This is a genomic window from Bacillus sp. 205(2023), assembly GCF_037027485.1.
Taxonomy (GTDB): Bacteria; Bacillota; Bacilli; order Bacillales; family Bacillaceae; genus Bacillus; species Bacillus halotolerans.
The window spans coordinates 37236-53821 of the sequence record NZ_JAXCHF010000004.1 but is presented as its reverse complement, the minus strand read 5'-3'; the positions used below and the strand labels follow the sequence as shown (position 1 = coordinate 53821).

The 16586-nt window shown below is 39.3% G+C and carries 17 protein-coding genes; 15 read left to right on the top strand and 2 right to left on the bottom strand.

What is annotated here, in order from left to right:
• Positions 1-106 precede the first annotated feature (106 nt).
• The 3 genes from araE to gap all read left to right on the top strand — a co-directional run bounded on the left by araE (position 107) and on the right by gap (position 3876).
• A complete protein-coding gene (araE, locus tag WA325_RS12355; RefSeq protein WP_024122896.1) occupies positions 107-1501 on the top strand; it encodes an arabinose-proton symporter AraE in 1395 nt (464 codons plus the stop codon).
• Positions 1502-1799: 298 nt separating this feature from the next.
• Positions 1800-2822 carry a gapA transcriptional regulator CggR gene (gene cggR / locus WA325_RS12350; RefSeq protein WP_105953930.1) on the top strand — a complete coding sequence of 341 codons (1023 nt, stop codon included), beginning with the start codon at positions 1800-1802 and terminating at the stop codon, positions 2820-2822.
• A 46-nt stretch (positions 2823-2868) separates the two neighbouring features.
• On the top strand, positions 2869-3876 hold the full coding sequence (gene gap / locus WA325_RS12345) for a type I glyceraldehyde-3-phosphate dehydrogenase (RefSeq protein WP_010331916.1): 1008 nt from the start codon (positions 2869-2871) through the stop codon (positions 3874-3876).
• Between the two features lie 112 nt (positions 3877-3988).
• On the opposite strand, the gene WA325_RS12340 is transcribed toward gap, so the two are convergent.
• Positions 3989-4141 (bottom strand): hypothetical protein, encoded by a 153-nt coding sequence (locus WA325_RS12340; RefSeq protein ID WP_024122894.1) that lies wholly within the window; start codon positions 4139-4141, stop codon positions 3989-3991.
• 48 nt (positions 4142-4189) lie between these two features.
• Between WA325_RS12340 and WA325_RS12335 the strand changes: the two genes are divergently transcribed.
• The 12 genes from WA325_RS12335 to WA325_RS12280 all read left to right on the top strand — a co-directional run bounded on the left by WA325_RS12335 (position 4190) and on the right by WA325_RS12280 (position 15785).
• Entirely contained in the window at positions 4190-5374 is a 1185-nt protein-coding gene (locus WA325_RS12335) for a phosphoglycerate kinase (protein ID WP_305935122.1), read from the top strand.
• A 30-nt stretch (positions 5375-5404) separates the two neighbouring features.
• Positions 5405-6166 (top strand): triose-phosphate isomerase, encoded by a 762-nt coding sequence (gene tpiA, locus WA325_RS12330; RefSeq protein ID WP_326139400.1) that lies wholly within the window; start codon positions 5405-5407, stop codon positions 6164-6166.
• Positions 6159-7694 carry a 2,3-bisphosphoglycerate-independent phosphoglycerate mutase gene (gene gpmI / locus WA325_RS12325; RefSeq protein WP_103671307.1) on the top strand — a complete coding sequence of 512 codons (1536 nt, stop codon included), beginning with the start codon at positions 6159-6161 and terminating at the stop codon, positions 7692-7694. Before tpiA ends, gpmI begins: the two co-directional genes overlap by 8 nt.
• A gap of 27 nt (positions 7695-7721) precedes the next feature.
• A complete protein-coding gene (gene eno, locus WA325_RS12320; protein WP_007409956.1) occupies positions 7722-9014 on the top strand; it encodes a phosphopyruvate hydratase in 1293 nt (430 codons plus the stop codon).
• A 446-nt stretch (positions 9015-9460) separates the two neighbouring features.
• Positions 9461-10024, top strand: a complete 564-nt coding sequence (locus WA325_RS12315; protein ID WP_336183700.1) for a GNAT family N-acetyltransferase — start codon at positions 9461-9463, stop codon at positions 10022-10024.
• Between the two features lie 2 nt (positions 10025-10026).
• Complete coding sequence (locus WA325_RS12310) at positions 10027-10266, top strand: acyl carrier protein (protein WP_326222105.1); 240 nt, start codon at positions 10027-10029, stop codon at positions 10264-10266.
• 15 nt (positions 10267-10281) lie between these two features.
• A complete protein-coding gene (gene fabZ, locus WA325_RS12305; protein WP_336183699.1) occupies positions 10282-10740 on the top strand; it encodes a 3-hydroxyacyl-ACP dehydratase FabZ in 459 nt (152 codons plus the stop codon).
• A gap of 1 nt (position 10741) precedes the next feature.
• A complete protein-coding gene (locus tag WA325_RS12300) occupies positions 10742-11941 on the top strand; it encodes a beta-ketoacyl-[acyl-carrier-protein] synthase family protein (protein WP_336183698.1) in 1200 nt (399 codons plus the stop codon).
• A gap of 4 nt (positions 11942-11945) precedes the next feature.
• Positions 11946-12845, top strand: a complete 900-nt coding sequence (locus tag WA325_RS12295) for a beta-ketoacyl synthase N-terminal-like domain-containing protein (RefSeq protein WP_336183697.1) — start codon at positions 11946-11948, stop codon at positions 12843-12845.
• 14 nt (positions 12846-12859) lie between these two features.
• The gene (locus WA325_RS12290) at positions 12860-13573 is read left to right on the top strand and encodes an SDR family oxidoreductase (RefSeq protein WP_336183696.1); all 714 of its coding nucleotides are present in this window, start codon (positions 12860-12862) and stop codon (positions 13571-13573) included.
• Positions 13573-14652: a peptidogalycan biosysnthesis protein gene (locus WA325_RS12285; RefSeq protein ID WP_336183774.1), complete on the top strand. Its 1080-nt coding sequence runs from the start codon at positions 13573-13575 to the stop codon at positions 14650-14652. Before WA325_RS12290 ends, WA325_RS12285 begins: the two co-directional genes overlap by 1 nt.
• On the top strand, positions 14649-15785 hold the full coding sequence (locus WA325_RS12280) for an MFS transporter (RefSeq protein ID WP_336183695.1): 1137 nt from the start codon (positions 14649-14651) through the stop codon (positions 15783-15785). The genes WA325_RS12285 and WA325_RS12280 overlap by 4 nt, the downstream gene beginning before the upstream one ends.
• A gap of 290 nt (positions 15786-16075) precedes the next feature.
• On the opposite strand, the gene WA325_RS12275 is transcribed toward WA325_RS12280, so the two are convergent.
• On the bottom strand, positions 16076-16543 hold the full coding sequence (locus tag WA325_RS12275) for a GNAT family N-acetyltransferase (protein ID WP_105992105.1): 468 nt from the start codon (positions 16541-16543) through the stop codon (positions 16076-16078).
• Positions 16544-16586: the final 43 nt, after the last annotated feature.

The following is a 16586-nucleotide window of genomic DNA, read 5'->3' as shown; positions in this document are numbered from 1 at the left end:
TTTGTACGTACTAATAAACAATAATTTTCGTTAAATTTTTAAATAAGTACGTACAATTAGAAAGAAAAATGTAAACGCTTTACTCAACTTTCGGGAGGGCAGAGAAATGAAGAATACTCCAACTCAATTAGAACCAAATGCTCCTGTAACAAGAAGCCATTCAATGGGATTTGTGATTTTGATATCATGCGCGGCGGGACTTGGCGGTTTATTGTACGGCTATGACACTGCAGTTATTTCCGGTGCTATTGGTTTTCTAAAGGATTTATACAGCCTGAGTCCGTTCATGGAGGGGCTGGTGATTTCAAGCATTATGATTGGAGGAGTTGCGGGAGTCGGGGTATCCGGGTTTTTAAGCGACAGGTTCGGACGCAGAAAAATCTTAATGACAGCGGCCCTGTTATTTGCGGTATCAGCAGTTGTTTCTGCTGTTTCACAAGACGTGTCGACCTTAATCATTGCGAGGATTATCGGAGGTTTAGGGATCGGAATGGGTTCGTCATTATCCGTGACTTATATTACGGAAGCGGCGCCGCCCGCCATACGCGGAAGTTTATCTTCCTTATATCAGCTCTTTACGATACTGGGTATTTCCGCAACGTACTTTATTAATCTCGCTGTCCAGCGTTCCGGAACATATGAATGGGGCGTGCAAACCGGATGGAGATGGATGCTCGCTTACGGAATGGTGCCATCCGTTATCTTTTTCCTAGTCCTGCTGGTCGTGCCGGAAAGTCCAAGATGGCTGGCGAAAGCAGGCAGAACAAAAGAAGCGTTATCGATTCTGACACGCATTAATGGAGAAACTGTCGCAAAAGAAGAATTGAAGAACATTGAAAACTCTTTAAAAATAGAACAAATGGGGTCACTATCACAGCTCTTCAAACCAGGCCTCAGAAAAGCGCTTATCATTGGAATCCTGCTGGCGCTCTTTAATCAAGTGATCGGCATGAACGCCATCACTTACTACGGACCGGAAATCTTTAAAATGATGGGATTCGGACAAAATGCCGGATTTGTGACAACCTGTATTGTCGGTGTCGTGGAAGTCATTTTTACCGTCATCGCAGTTTTATTGATTGATAAAGTCGGGCGCAAAAAACTGATGTCCATCGGTTCTGCTTTCATGGCTATTTTTATGATCTTAATCGGGACTTCGTTTTATTTTCAGCTAACAAGCGGATTTATGCTGATCTTCTTTATATTAGGGTTTGTCGCCGCGTTCTGTGTATCGGTCGGGCCGATCACATGGATTATGATTTCTGAAATTTTCCCGAACCATCTGCGGGCGAGAGCCGCAGGGATCGCCACCATCTTTTTATGGGGTGCAAACTGGGCGATCGGGCAGTTTGTGCCGATGATGATCAGCTCGTTCGGACTGGCCTACACGTTCTGGATCTTTGCCGTCATTAACATTCTCTGCTTCCTGTTTGTCGTCACAATCTGTCCGGAAACGAAGAATAAATCGCTCGAAGAGATTGAAAAGCTCTGGATAAAATGAAAACGCTTTAAAATATGTAGCCCTTTCGATTGAGAGGGCTCTTTTATTTTGTGCGCACCATTAACGGTTTGCTGTATAAGATAGAGATATAAAGGAAAAAATAATGAATAAGAAACGCAGCTGCATGAAAACTGCGCGAATATTGTCGATGAATTGGCTCTTAACAGTTGAATAAACATTTCCACCCTGTTAAAATAATTAAAGAAAGCAGAAATAATTTTTTTTGGCTATGATGGGACGTTTTTTGTCATAGCGGGACGTTTGGTGTCCAGCAAAAAAAGGAAGGAACGTTTGAGTCATGAACCAGTTAATACAAGCTCAAAAAAAATTATTGCCTGATCTTCTGCTCGTCATGCAAAAGAGGTTCGAAATCTTGCAGTATATCAGGCTGACAGAACCCATCGGCCGCAGAAGCCTGTCTGCCAGTCTCGGAATCAGCGAGCGTGTGCTGAGAGGCGAGGTTCAGTTTTTGAAGGAACAGAATCTGGTCGATATTAAAACAAACGGCATGACGCTGACAGAAGAAGGTTATGAACTGCTTTCCGTTTTAGAAGATACGATGAAAGATGTTTTAGGTTTGACGCTTTTGGAAAAGACATTAAAAGAACGTTTAAATCTAAATGACATCATTATTGTATCCGGAGACAGCGATCAATCCCCATGGGTCAAAAAAGAAATGGGAAGAGCGGCTGTCGCATGTATGAAAAAAAGATTTTCAGGCAAAAATATCGTCGCTGTGACCGGCGGTACGACAATTGAAGCTGTCGCCGAGATGATGACGCCGGATTCTAAAAACCGCGAGCTTTTGTTTGTGCCTGCAAGAGGCGGTTTAGGCGAAGACGTAAAAAACCAGGCGAACACCATATGCGCGCATATGGCGGAAAAGGCTTCAGGCACTTACCGGCTTTTGTTTGTTCCGGGTCAGCTGTCACAAGGCGCCTATTCATCTATTATTGAAGAACCTTCTGTCAAAGAGGTGCTGAACACGATTAAATCAGCGAGTATGCTGGTTCACGGAATCGGCGAAGCTAAAACTATGGCTGAGCGGAGAAACACACCTTTAGAAGACTTAAAGAAAATAGATGATAACAACGCGGTGACAGAAGCGTTCGGCTACTATTTTAACGCGGACGGCGAAGTGGTCCACAAAGTGCATTCTGTCGGAATGCAGCTGGATGACATAGACGCCATTCCCGATATTATAGCGGTAGCGGGCGGATCATCAAAAGCCGAGGCGATCGAGGCTTACTTTAAAAAGCCGCGCAACACGGTTCTCGTCACTGACGAAGGAGCCGCAAAGAAGTTATTAAGGGATGAATAATCCCTCAATATAAATATCTCTCACTTATTTAAAGGAGGAAACAATCATGGCAGTAAAAGTCGGTATTAACGGTTTTGGTCGTATTGGACGTAACGTATTCCGCGCAGCATTAAACAATCCTGAAGTTGAGGTAGTAGCGGTTAACGATTTAACAGATGCTAACATGCTCGCTCACCTTTTACAATATGATTCTGTACACGGAAAATTAGACGCTGAGGTTTCAGTTGACGGTAACAACCTTGTTGTTAACGGTAAAACAATTGAAGTTTCTGCAGAACGCGATCCTGCTAAACTTAGCTGGGGTAAACAAGGCGTTGAAATCGTAGTTGAATCTACTGGTTTCTTCACAAAACGCGCAGACGCTGCGAAGCACTTAGAAGCTGGCGCGAAAAAAGTAATCATCTCTGCTCCTGCTAACGAAGAAGATATCACAATCGTTATGGGTGTTAACGAAGATAAATACGATGCGGCTAACCACGACGTTATCTCTAACGCATCTTGCACAACAAACTGCCTTGCGCCGTTTGCAAAAGTACTTAACGACAAATTCGGCATCAAACGCGGTATGATGACAACAGTTCACTCTTACACAAACGATCAGCAAATTCTTGATCTTCCGCACAAAGACTACCGTCGTGCGCGTGCAGCAGCTGAAAACATCATCCCAACTTCAACTGGTGCTGCTAAAGCAGTTTCTCTAGTTCTTCCTGAACTAAAAGGCAAACTGAACGGCGGAGCAATGCGCGTTCCAACTCCAAACGTTTCTTTAGTTGACTTGGTTGCTGAACTGAACCAAGAAGTAACAGCTGAAGATGTAAATGCAGCTCTTAAAGAAGCAGCTGAAGGAGATCTTAAAGGAATCCTTGGCTACAGCGAAGAGCCATTAGTTTCTGGCGACTACAACGGAAACAAAAATTCTTCTACAATCGATGCTCTTTCTACAATGGTTATGGAAGGCAGCATGGTAAAAGTAATCTCTTGGTACGATAACGAAAGCGGCTACTCTAACCGCGTTGTTGACCTTGCAGCTTACATCGCTAAAAAAGGTCTTTAATTCATAGCTGAAAAAAGGACCTTACTTGGTTCTTTTGAATAGAAGCGCTATAATGAAAGCGGACAAGGGAAGGGGACGGACTCCCTTTCCCTTTTTCCATGAAGACCGGCTTTCAGAAAACGTTCTGTGAAAGAGAAGCATCTGCGTTTTGCAGCTTTCCGGCGCCTTCGCCTGCGGCCACTGCCCTGGCTTCAGACGATCTGCCCTGTGCCGAAAAGTATGCGATCTGCCCTCGCGGAGTAATCGCTTGATCAGACGGTTTCACGTTTTTCGTGCTGCATGCAAACCATTTTGAAGGAGGATCTCCTAAAGCATGAATAAGAAAACTCTCAAAGACATCGACGTAAAAGGCAAAGTTGTATTCTGCCGCGTTGACTTTAACGTTCCAATGAAAGACGGGGAAGTAACAGACGATACACGTATCCGTGCTGCACTTCCGACAATCAAACACCTTGCAGACCAAGGCGCGAAAGTCCTTCTTGCGAGCCACTTAGGCCGCCCGAAAGGCGAAGTCGTTGAGGAGCTTCGTTTAACTCCTGTTGCTGCACGCCTCGGCGAACTGCTTGGCAAAGAAGTGAAAAAAGCGGATGAAGCATACGGTGATGCTGTAAAATCACAAATTTCCGACATGAAGGACGGAGACGTTCTTGTATTGGAAAACGTACGTTTCTACCCTGGCGAAGAGAAAAATGATCCTGAGCTTGCCAAAGCATTTGCTGAGCTTGCAGATGTATATGTGAATGACGCATTCGGTGCTGCCCACCGTGCTCATGCATCTACAGCTGGAATTGCCGAGCATCTGCCAGCGGTTGCAGGTTTCTTAATGGAAAAAGAGCTTGACGTACTCGGAAAAGCAATTTCCAACCCTGATCGTCCGTTCACTGCCATTATCGGCGGAGCGAAAGTAAAAGATAAAATCGGCGTCATCGAAAGTCTTCTTGATAAAGTAGACAACCTGATCATCGGCGGCGGTCTTGCTTACACATTCGTTAAAGCGCTTGGTTATGAGGTTGGTAAATCTCTGCTTGAAGAAGATAAAATCGAACTTGCGAAAACATTTATGGATCGCGCGAAAGAAAAAGGCGTTAACTTCTACATGCCTGAAGATGTACTCGTTGCAGATGATTTCTCTAACGATGCAAACGTAAAAATTGTGCCGGTCTCTGAAATCCCTAGTGATTTAGAAGCGATTGACATTGGTACAAAAACACGCGAAACGTATGCTGATGTAATCAAAAACAGCAAACTTGTCGTGTGGAACGGACCGATGGGCGTATTCGAAATCGACTTGTTCGCTCAAGGAACAAAAGCGGTTGCGGAAGCATTGGCAGAGGCAAAAGATACATACTCTGTCATCGGCGGAGGAGACTCTGCAGCAGCGGTTGAAAAATTCGGCCTAGCTGACAAAATGAGCCACATCTCAACAGGAGGCGGCGCATCCCTTGAGTTCATGGAAGGCAAAGAGCTTCCAGGGGTAGCTGCACTGAACGATAAATAATTTTAAAACTGCTATAAGGAAGTGGAACAGATGAGAAAACCAATTATAGCCGGTAACTGGAAAATGAACAAAACACTCGGCGAGGCTGTCAGCTTCGTTGAAGAAGTAAAATCTTCCATTCCAGCAGCAGACAAAGCGGAAGCTGTTGTTTGCGCGCCAGCGCTTTTCCTAGAAAAGCTGACTTCTGCTGTTAAAGGCACTGACCTTAAAGTCGGCGCCCAAAACATGCACTTCGAAGAAAGCGGCGCGTTCACAGGCGAAATCAGCCCGGTTGCTCTGAAAGACCTTGGCGTTGACTACTGCGTCATCGGCCACTCTGAGCGCCGTGAAATGTTCGCTGAAACTGATGAAACAGTTAACAAAAAAGCACATGCTGCTTTCAAACACGGCATTGTGCCGATCATCTGTGTTGGTGAAACGCTTGAAGAGCGCGAAGCCGGCAAAACAAATGATCTTGTAGCTGAACAAGTGAAAAAAGGCCTTGCTGGTCTTTCTGAAGAACAAGTTGCAGCTTCTGTTATTGCTTATGAGCCAATCTGGGCAATCGGAACAGGCAAATCTTCTACATCTAAAGATGCGAACGACGTGTGTGCACATATCCGTAAAACCGTCGCTGAAAGCTTCGGCCAAGAAGCGGCAGACAAGCTTCGCATTCAATATGGCGGAAGCGTAAAGCCTGCAAACATTAAAGAATATATGGCAGAGTCCGATATTGACGGTGCTTTGGTCGGCGGCGCGAGCCTTGAGCCACAGTCATTCGTTCAATTATTGGAGGAAGGTCAATATGAGTAAAAAACCAGCTGCACTCATCATTCTTGATGGGTTCGGATTACGAAACGAAACAGTAGGGAACGCAGTCGCTTTGGCGAAAAAACCGAATTTTGACCGCTATTGGAATCAGTATCCTCATCAGACACTGACTGCTTCAGGCGAGGCTGTAGGTCTTCCTGACGGACAGATGGGGAATTCCGAAGTAGGCCACTTAAATATCGGTGCGGGCCGTATTGTGTACCAAAGCTTAACACGCGTAAATGTTGCCATTCGCGAGGGAGAGTTCGAACGCAATCAAACATTCCTTGACGCGATCAGCAACGCGAAAGAAAACAACAAAGCCCTGCATCTGTTCGGTCTATTATCAGACGGCGGCGTGCACAGCCATATCAATCATTTATTCGCGCTGTTAAAGCTTGCGAAAAAAGAAGGGCTGACAAAGGTATATATCCATGGCTTCCTTGATGGCCGTGATGTAGGTCCGCAAACAGCGAAAACGTACATCAACCAGCTGAACGAACAAATCGAGGAAATCGGTGTCGGAGAAATCGCCAGCATTTCCGGACGCTACTACTCAATGGACCGCGACAAACGCTGGGACCGTGTAGAAAAAGCGTACCGTGCAATGGCATACGGCGAAGGCCCGACATACCGCAGCGCACTGGATGTTGTTGATGATTCATATGCGAATGGAATCCACGATGAATTCGTTATTCCATCTGTCATCACAAAAGAAAACGGTGAGCCTGTTGCGAAAATCGAAGACGGCGATTCTGTGATTTTCTATAATTTCAGACCGGACCGCGCCATCCAGATTTCCAACACGTTCACGAACAAAGACTTCCGCGATTTCGACCGCGGCGAGAATTATCCGAAAAACCTGCATTTCGTCTGCCTGACTCACTTCAGTGAAACAGTTGACGGCTATGTGGCGTTTAAACCGATAAATCTTGATAATACAGTCGGAGAAGTATTATCTCAGCAAGGATTAAAACAGCTTCGAATTGCAGAAACTGAAAAGTATCCGCACGTCACGTTCTTTATGAGCGGAGGCCGTGAAGCTGAATTCCCGGGTGAAGAGCGTATTCTTATCAACTCGCCGAAAGTCGCAACATACGACTTGAAGCCTGAAATGAGTGCGTATGAAGTGAAGGACGCGCTTGTCAAAGAAATCGAAGCTGACAAGCATGACGCGATTATCCTTAACTTCGCAAACCCAGACATGGTCGGCCACTCCGGAATGGTTGAACCTACAATTAAAGCGATTGAAGCAGTGGACGAATGCTTAGGCGAAGTCGTTGACGCGATTCTCGCTAAAGGCGGACACGCTATCATTACCGCTGATCACGGTAATGCTGATATTCTGATCACAGAATCAGGCGAACCGCACACTGCACATACGACAAATCCAGTCCCTGTAATTGTTACGAAAGAAGGCATCACGCTGCGTGAAGGCGGAATCCTAGGCGACCTTGCACCAACGTTATTAGACCTTCTCGGTGTTGAAAAACCGAAAGAAATGACTGGAACATCTTTAATTCAAAAATAAGCTGAAAATCAAAGGAGAGACAAACTCATGCCATACATTGTTGATGTTTATGCACGCGAAGTATTAGACTCCCGCGGCAACCCAACAGTTGAAGTTGAAGTATATACAGAAACAGGAGCATTCGGCCGCGCATTAGTGCCAAGCGGAGCTTCTACAGGTGAATACGAAGCAGTTGAGCTTCGTGACGGCGACAAAGACCGTTACCTTGGAAAAGGCGTGTTAACAGCTGTTAACAACGTAAACGAAATCATTTCTCCAGAGCTTCTTGGCTTTGATGTAACTGAACAAAATGCAATCGACCAGCTTTTAATCGAGCTTGACGGTACTGAAAACAAAGGCAAACTTGGTGCGAACGCAATCCTTGGCGTATCTATGGCTTGTGCACGTGCTGCTGCTGATTTCTTACAGATTCCTCTTTACCAATACCTTGGAGGATTCAACTCAAAAACGCTTCCTGTACCGATGATGAACATCGTCAACGGCGGAGAGCATGCTGACAACAACGTAGATATTCAAGAATTCATGATCATGCCAGTAGGTGCTCCTAACTTCCGTGAAGCACTTCGCATGGGCGCTCAAATCTTCCACAGCCTGAAATCAGTTCTTTCTGCTAAAGGAATGAACACAGCTGTAGGTGATGAAGGCGGATTCGCTCCAAACCTTGGTTCTAACGAAGAAGCGCTTCAAACAATCGTTGAAGCAATTGAAAAAGCCGGCTTCAAACCTGGCGAAGAAGTAAAACTTGCAATGGATGCTGCATCTTCTGAGTTCTACAACAAAGAAGACGGCAAATACCATCTGTCTGGCGAAGGCGTTGTGAAAACATCTGCTGAAATGGTTGACTGGTACGAAGAAATGGTTTCTAAATACCCAATCATCTCTATCGAAGACGGACTTGACGAAAACGACTGGGAAGGCCACAAGCTTCTTACTGAGCGTCTTGGCAAAAAAGTTCAGCTTGTTGGTGATGACCTCTTCGTTACAAACACGAAAAAACTTGCTGAAGGTATCAAAAACGGCGTAGGCAACTCTATCCTGATCAAAGTAAACCAAATCGGTACATTGACTGAAACATTCGATGCGATCGAAATGGCGAAACGCGCAGGCTATACTGCTGTTATCTCTCACCGTTCTGGTGAAACTGAAGACAGCACAATCGCTGACATCGCTGTTGCAACAAACGCAGGACAAATCAAAACAGGTGCTCCGTCACGTACGGACCGTGTTGCGAAATACAACCAGCTTCTTCGCATCGAAGATCAGTTAGCTGAAACTGCTCAATACCACGGTATTAACTCTTTCTACAACTTGAATAAATAAGCATAAAAAGGGCTTGGCTACAGATGCAGCCAAGCTCTTTTAAGTGTGAAGCTGAATTTCCTTTACCCTGACACGAGATGTCAGGGTTTTTGATTACAATAAGCTTTATCAATTGCGATTGGAGTGTTATTGCACAGTCAAAAACAGTTTATCTTTATGCTATACAATGTCAGATTGGGAATGTGGATATAAAATCAAGTGAACTCAGGAAGGCATTTCAAAAAAATGCAGCACCTTAAAAGTCATGATAGCAGGAGTGAATAAAGAAATGGAGACTACGTTAGGAAGGGTTTGTCCATAAAACTGGATATCTCCCTTGATGTTGTTTTAAAAATATTTTATGAAATATATGAAGCAATATAAAGTCCCAAATATTCCAAGGGAAAGAGTTGACATATAGGACCTTTAATGTATATATTAGGAAATGGAAGGAGGTGATGTATAAAATGGTTCAACCTGTAATCGTAAAAGAGATAAAGGATCCACAGAAGTTAAATGAGTTATTTAATCAAAGATATAAGACATTCGTGATTGATCAGAGAGCAGCTCCAGCTAAATTATATAAAGATCAATTGATGAAAGATGATTTTGATGATAAGGCAATACATTTAGGAGCATATGTTGACGGGATGCTATTAGGATCAGTATCAGTAGTTATTAAGAAACAAGATCAAGGCCTTTTGTTCATAGAAAAATGTCACAATATTCAGCTTAAAGTTGGAGAGAGTGCAGAAGTTATGAGGTTAATCATTCCAAATAATTCAGTGACTAATAATTTTATTAACAAAAATAGGATACTCAAAAAATTACTTCAAGCAGTGAAACACATTATAATAACTCATAATATTCAGGAAGTATACTTACAAACAACAAAATCAGCTGAGAAAATTTACAAAAAGATAGGATTTGAACAAATTGGCCCTTATCGTCTTTATGAAGGTATTTCTGATGAGGCTCCAATGATGCTTAAAATTCATAATGTAAACAAGAATATAATAAACGGGGGATAAAGATGAGTGAAACAATAAGCAAAAAAGTTAGATTAATTATTTCTGACGTCGCAGAAATGGAGATTGAGCAAATTGACTTTAATAGTGATTTAATTGATGATCTTGGTATTGATTCTATGATGACTCTTGAGATAGTTACTGAACTTGAACGAACATTTCATATTAAGTTGGAAGAAGAAGAACTTCAGGATATTACAGATGTGAATTCTGTTATTGAGGTTGTATCGAAAAAAATTAAATAAGGGGCTTTCTTTAAGATGACAAACCTTGACTTCCTATATATTCAAAAACATTTACCACACAGACATCCATTTATATTTATAGATAAAATTATCGAGTTGAGAAAGGAAGAAGTAATCACTTGCAAAAATACTACAATTAATGAAGCCTTTTTCGCAGGGCACTTTGAGGATATAAAAATTTTTCCAGGTGTTCTAATTATTGAAGCAATCGCTCAGTCTGCAGTTCTTTTATTTACGAATAATGAAAATGAAAATATTCACGAAAGCATTCCATTATTGTATCGTACAGACATAAAGTTCTTAACGCCAGTCTTTCCAGGAGATGTACTAATAATTAACGTCAGAACAGAAAAAGTTATTAATAACTCTATGAAAGTATCAGCAACTGTGAAAAATGATGAAGGTTCAATAGTTTGTAAAGGTAAATTATCCTTTGTTGTTAAAATGAAAAACTATGTTATTGGAGAGAATTAAATTGGAAAAAAGGGTCGTTGTTACTGGGATAGGAATAATTTCATCTCTGGGAAAAGAGAAGAATGAATTTTGGGAAAATTGCAAAATGGGGGCTTCAGGTGTTAGCAAGATTGATAAATCAAATTTAAATTTGTTAGATACCTTGTATGGGGGACAGGTAAAAGATTTTAAAGCATCAGATTATAATATTCCGAAGCAGGTTATTAAACAATGTGGACGAGCTTCACAGTTTTTAATTGCTTCAATGGACCAAGCAATCAAGGATTCTAAAATCGATAATAAAGAGATAGAGCAATCCTCTTTATATGTAGGATCCACTATGGCGGAAATTGAAATTGAAAATTCTAGAAAATTAGAGCATGTTTCAAATAATGATAAGAAAATAAATGACCCTTCAAGTATTATTAAAAATGCTTCAAAACATTTCGGAATAAGGGGATATAGTACATTAATAACTAATGCATGTTCAGCAGGAAACTATGCTTTAATTGAAGGTTATGAGTCCATTAAAAGAGGCGACTCTAAAACAAGTTTTGTTGGAGGAACGGATCCATTTTCAACAGTAGCGTACTACGGATTTAATAGTCTAAAAGCTGTTGCACCTGAAAAGTGTAGTCCATTTGACAAAAATCGAAAAGGAATGCTGGTTGCAGAGGGTGCAGGTGTACTTTTACTGGAAGACCTACAATCAGCGATAAATAGGAATGCTCCTATATATTGTGAAATAGCTGGATATGGGGTAAGTAATGATGCTTATCATATAACATCTCCCCATCCACAGAGTAAAGGCATTATTAAATGTGTACAGAATGCACTTGACTATGCAAATATTACTTCCAATGACATTGACTACATTTGTGCACATGGGACAGGTACTAAAGCAAATGATAAGGTTGAATCTTATGCCATTAAGAGTTTGTTTGATACCTCTAAAGTCTGCGTAAGCTCTATTAAGTCAATGTTAGGCCACTCAATGGGAGCAGCAAGCGCCATTGAGAACATAGTATGCTGTTTAGCAATTAAAGATAATATTGTCCCACCGACAATAAACTTTAAAAACAAGGATGATGAGTGCAATATAAATTGTATTCCGAATAAATTGATTAAAAAAAATATTAACTATGCTTTAAATAACTCATACGCATTTGGTGGAGCAAATGCTAGTGTAATCTTAAAAAAATTTAAGAAGGGGGCAGTTTGAAAAAGTGTTCATAAACAGTAGCTATTCTCTAAAAGAAGATGATTTTCTAAAAAGAGAACAAATAACTGAATATGGTGATATTTTCAACTATGACTTTGATTTTAAGAGCTATATAAATAGAAGAGGATTAAAAAATATAAATCGTTCAACTAAATTAGCCCTTATTTCAGTAAGTGAGTTATTGAATAATTCTGATTATTGTATTGGTGAAAGAACAGGAGTTTTTGTAGGAACAACTACAAGCTATTTAAATGATAATTATTTATTCCTAAAAGATGCAGATCAATATGGACCTGAATATGTAAGCCCTTTGAAATTTCCAAACACAGTTTTGAATTGTACCTCAGGTTGGCTCTCTATTGTTTTCGGAATCTTGGGAGTAAATAATACAATTTATAACGGTGTTACGGCATATACAGATTCATTAAAGCTGGCTTACGAATATTTAAAAAGAGACTTAATAGAAACAGCTATTGTAACAGGGACAGAAGATATCAATGAACTGACCTTAAAACAAATAGCTTTAACAAAGAAAAATAAATATCTTGAGACTTCTGGATCTTTATTTATTAGTAAAGAAAAGAAGGGAGCATGTTCAAAAGAAATTATTAGTATTATAAGCTGGTCAAATCCATATGATTCTATAATTGATGACATTGAAAAACTGAGTAAATGTATAAAAAGTTTTAACCCTGAAATGTTTATATATACAGGTGAAGTTTATGAACGAAAATTATCTAAAGAATTAAATGGGCATAAGACCAGTTTTATTCTAGATAAATATCCATTTGCATTTTGTGTTAATGGTTATTTAAAAGTAGAAGAGGCATTAAGAAAAAAAGAAATGATAGCAATATTTGATTATAACCCTGAGGGAACAAGAAATCTAATTATCCTTAAATGAACAGGAGAGATTTAATGAAGAAGGTAGCTTTAATAACTGGTGGAACCAGGGGGATAGGATACGAAATTTTGAAGAAATTTACACTGGAAGGTATTGTTTGCTATTTCACTTATTTTTCTAGTGATTCTTTTGCAAATAAAATAGAAAGCGAATATAAAAATGCTTTTGGTATAAAAGCTGATGTACGTAATTATTCGATTGCCAAAAATATTATACAGAAGATTTATGGGGAAGAGGGAAAACTCGATATTCTTATCAATAACGCGGGAGTAAACCAAGATAAAACAATAAGATTTATGAATGAAAAATCGTGGAAGGAAGTATTAGACACAAACTTAACGGGAACATTTAATTATTCAAAGTTCGCTTCACAAGTAATGAAAAAAAATGGGGGTGGTTGCATTATTAATATTTCTTCAGTTTCTTCATTGATATCAATAACTGGACAAACAAATTATTCAGCTTCAAAAGCTGGAATAAATAGTTTGACTATGACGTTTGCACATGAATTGGCAAACGACAATATTAGAGTAAATGCCATTGTTCCGGGATACATCGATACAGAAATGGTAGACTCACTTAATTTAGAGGAAATAATAAAAACAATCCCGCTTAAAAGACTGGGAACTGGAGCTGAAATTGCAAGCTTAGCTAATTATTTAATTAGTGAAGAAGCCAGTTATATTACAGGTCAATTATTTGTAATAGATGGAGGATTAACACTGTGATGAATATAGTGAAATATCATAGTATTAAGAAAATAAACAGAGAAGCATTAGAAAATCTGGGGGTTGATATTGAGTGGTACATATACCTTGAAACCTATCACAATTCATATGAATTTACATATTACGCATTTTACCGAAGCAATGAATTAGTTGCAGTATTAACTGGTTTTGTATGCCGAAAATTAGATGTGCAAGAGTATATTCCTGAAAAATATAAAAAAGTAATAAAAGGAATTCGTGTTTTTAATCGTCAAGCTCTTTACTATGATGTATATTTTATAGTTAAACCTTTATCAAGCGGTGAAGGTATCTATATTAAAGACAAATATATTGAAAATGTTACTTCAATAATTAATCATTTACTTGCACATTTCTATAAAATAGAAAATTACGATAGCGTATATATTACTAATTTGTATGATCTCAGTCTTTTAAATGCCTTCGAAAAGAATGATTTTATATCATTTGATTTTTATCCTAACACAGTATTGCAATTAAAGACAACGAACTTTGACGATTACTTAAAAACCCTAAAAAAGAAAAAGCGATGGGATATAAAAAATAAAATAAAAAAAATGAAGGAGTATGGAATTGAGTTTCAAATTCAGTTAGCAAGTGAAATATCTGAGGAATATTATCTTCAGATATACAAATTGTATTTAAATACAAAGAACAAAAGTAATGCAGTCCCTAGTCCAATTAACTACGATTTTGAATCTTTTAAAGCTTTGAGAAATTTGCGTACTAACTATAAATTCATTCTATTTGAATATAAAAGCGAACTGATAGCCTTTGGACTCATCGTTGTCCATAATGAGACCGAAATAACATTGAAACATGTAGGAATGGATTATAATCATTCTGTCCCTTCTTATGCTTATTTCAATATTTTTTATTTAACCATTCAGTTTGCAATTGAAAATAGGTATAAAAAAATTTATTTTGGATCAACCACTTACGATGTAAAAAAGGATATAGGATGTGAGCTAATACATAACAAATCACTTATCAATTTCAAACCTTCAGGATTGGGAAAATTAAATTATTATCTCACTAAGAAAGTAGCTGGTGGATCATGAAGCAAATTTTCACTATAAACATGCTTTTCTCATTTCTCTTTGGAGCATTGACTGCTATATTGCCATTGTCCATCCTTATGACAGGGGCAGCAAGTGGTATGTCTGGAAATGTAATTGGTATTTTCATGATCGCTCTTTTTGTTACTAGAATTATTTTTATGTTTCTCAACCCCTCTAAGAAGATACTGTTATTAGGATGTTTATTATTTCTAATTGGTATTTTGCTTTGGTTATTTTTCTATCATGTTCTTTTTGTTTATTTTTTAGTGGGAATTATTTTAGGAATTAGTGTAGGAGTTATACCTCCGTTATTGATTGTATTTGCTTTAGGGTTAAAAAAAGAAGAGGCAGGAAAAAGTTTATCGTGGATCAACATTTCACAGGCCGCGGGTTCTGCATTTGCTCCTTTACTTGCCGAAGTGGTTTTTAAACAGTTTAGCCTTGTGCTTTTACTGCAGATTTTCTTAATTATGAGTTTGACGATTTTACTCATCTCTTTTTTTATTCAACCTCCTGTAAGCAATACAATGGGAATTAGCAATAAAAGTGATGTGAAATTTCTTTTAAAAGATAGAGGTTTTTGGAAATACTGTTTTTTTTATCTTTTGGGTTCGTTGAGTTATGGATGCGCGATCGCCTACGGTCCAATATTACTTTCAGGTGAGGACGGCGGCAGTATTGGCTTGTTTTATTTTTTATTTTGGCTCTTTTTTGTGATATCTCAATTCTTAATTCGCAAGATTCCTCAACATATTCATTCAGAACCCATTAACCTGCTCATTTGTTTTATCCTCATGTTTTTTGGATCAGCGGGCTTGTGGTTTGCTAACATTCAAATCTTGTTTGTTCTATGCTCATCATCATTCGGTTTTTCTTTTGGTTTCGTTACGATATTTCTACAAAAAACAATTGCAAAAAGTATTGCAGATCACCTTCAAACAAGTGCATTTTCCCTTTTTAGTTTAATGTCTTATTTAGCCGTAGGGTTAAGTGGATTTATTTTTGCGCCAATTGTTAATTACAGTATTAAACTTCCGTTTCTGATTTCCCCGGTGTTTTCATTGATTTTTGCCGTGATCTTAATATTTTTCAGATGGCCTTTAAAAAAGGCTCTTAATGAAAAGTCGATGTGAATATAGGGTGTTTTTAGCAGGACAGAATATAGACCATTTGTTAACCAGGGGCAATTTTAGAATGGATCAACTGTTCATTAAGACACACGGTATAAAAAACGGTAGAAGTTTGATCATCTTATTTTGAATGAAGTATTAAGAGTTAAAAAACAGGGAAAGAAAATAAACAAAAAGCTGATACCCCGGTGGATCAGCTTTCGTTTTTGAGCATTTTTTTCTTCTTCAAAAGAATAAAAGAGCCGCTCCTGTCTCAAAAACGAGGGGCAGTCCCATCAAACGGCATCCCGTTTTTAGAGATCCAAATAAAGTCTCACCATATCACGGCATTGAATGCCGTTTTCGAAAATGTCCTCATCATAATGTCGGGTAAAGAAATCATGATCGATGGCCTGCAGGCGGAAACCGCATTTTTGATAGAGAGAAAGCTGATGAATGCTGGAATTTCCCGTGCCGATTTCAATCGTGTCCGCACCCAGCTCCTTTGCCTTTTCGATGGCGTCATGGACAAGCTGTTTGCCAAAACCCTTCTTTTGAAGAGTCTCTTTTACGGCAATATTTACAATTTCAACTGTTTGCGGCCTTGTTTTTAGCAATACATAAACACCGGCAAGTTCATCACCGGCCCAAGCTGTGTAACATTCTCCTCTTTCAAGATATTCATCTACAATGTCTTTCGACGGATCGGCGAGCAGCAATAGGTCGTATAATTCGTCATTTGCTTTTTCTCTTATTTGAATCCTGAGCTTTTGCACGTTCATTCCACCTTTTCATATGTTTATAGAGATATTTTCATGATTTCCT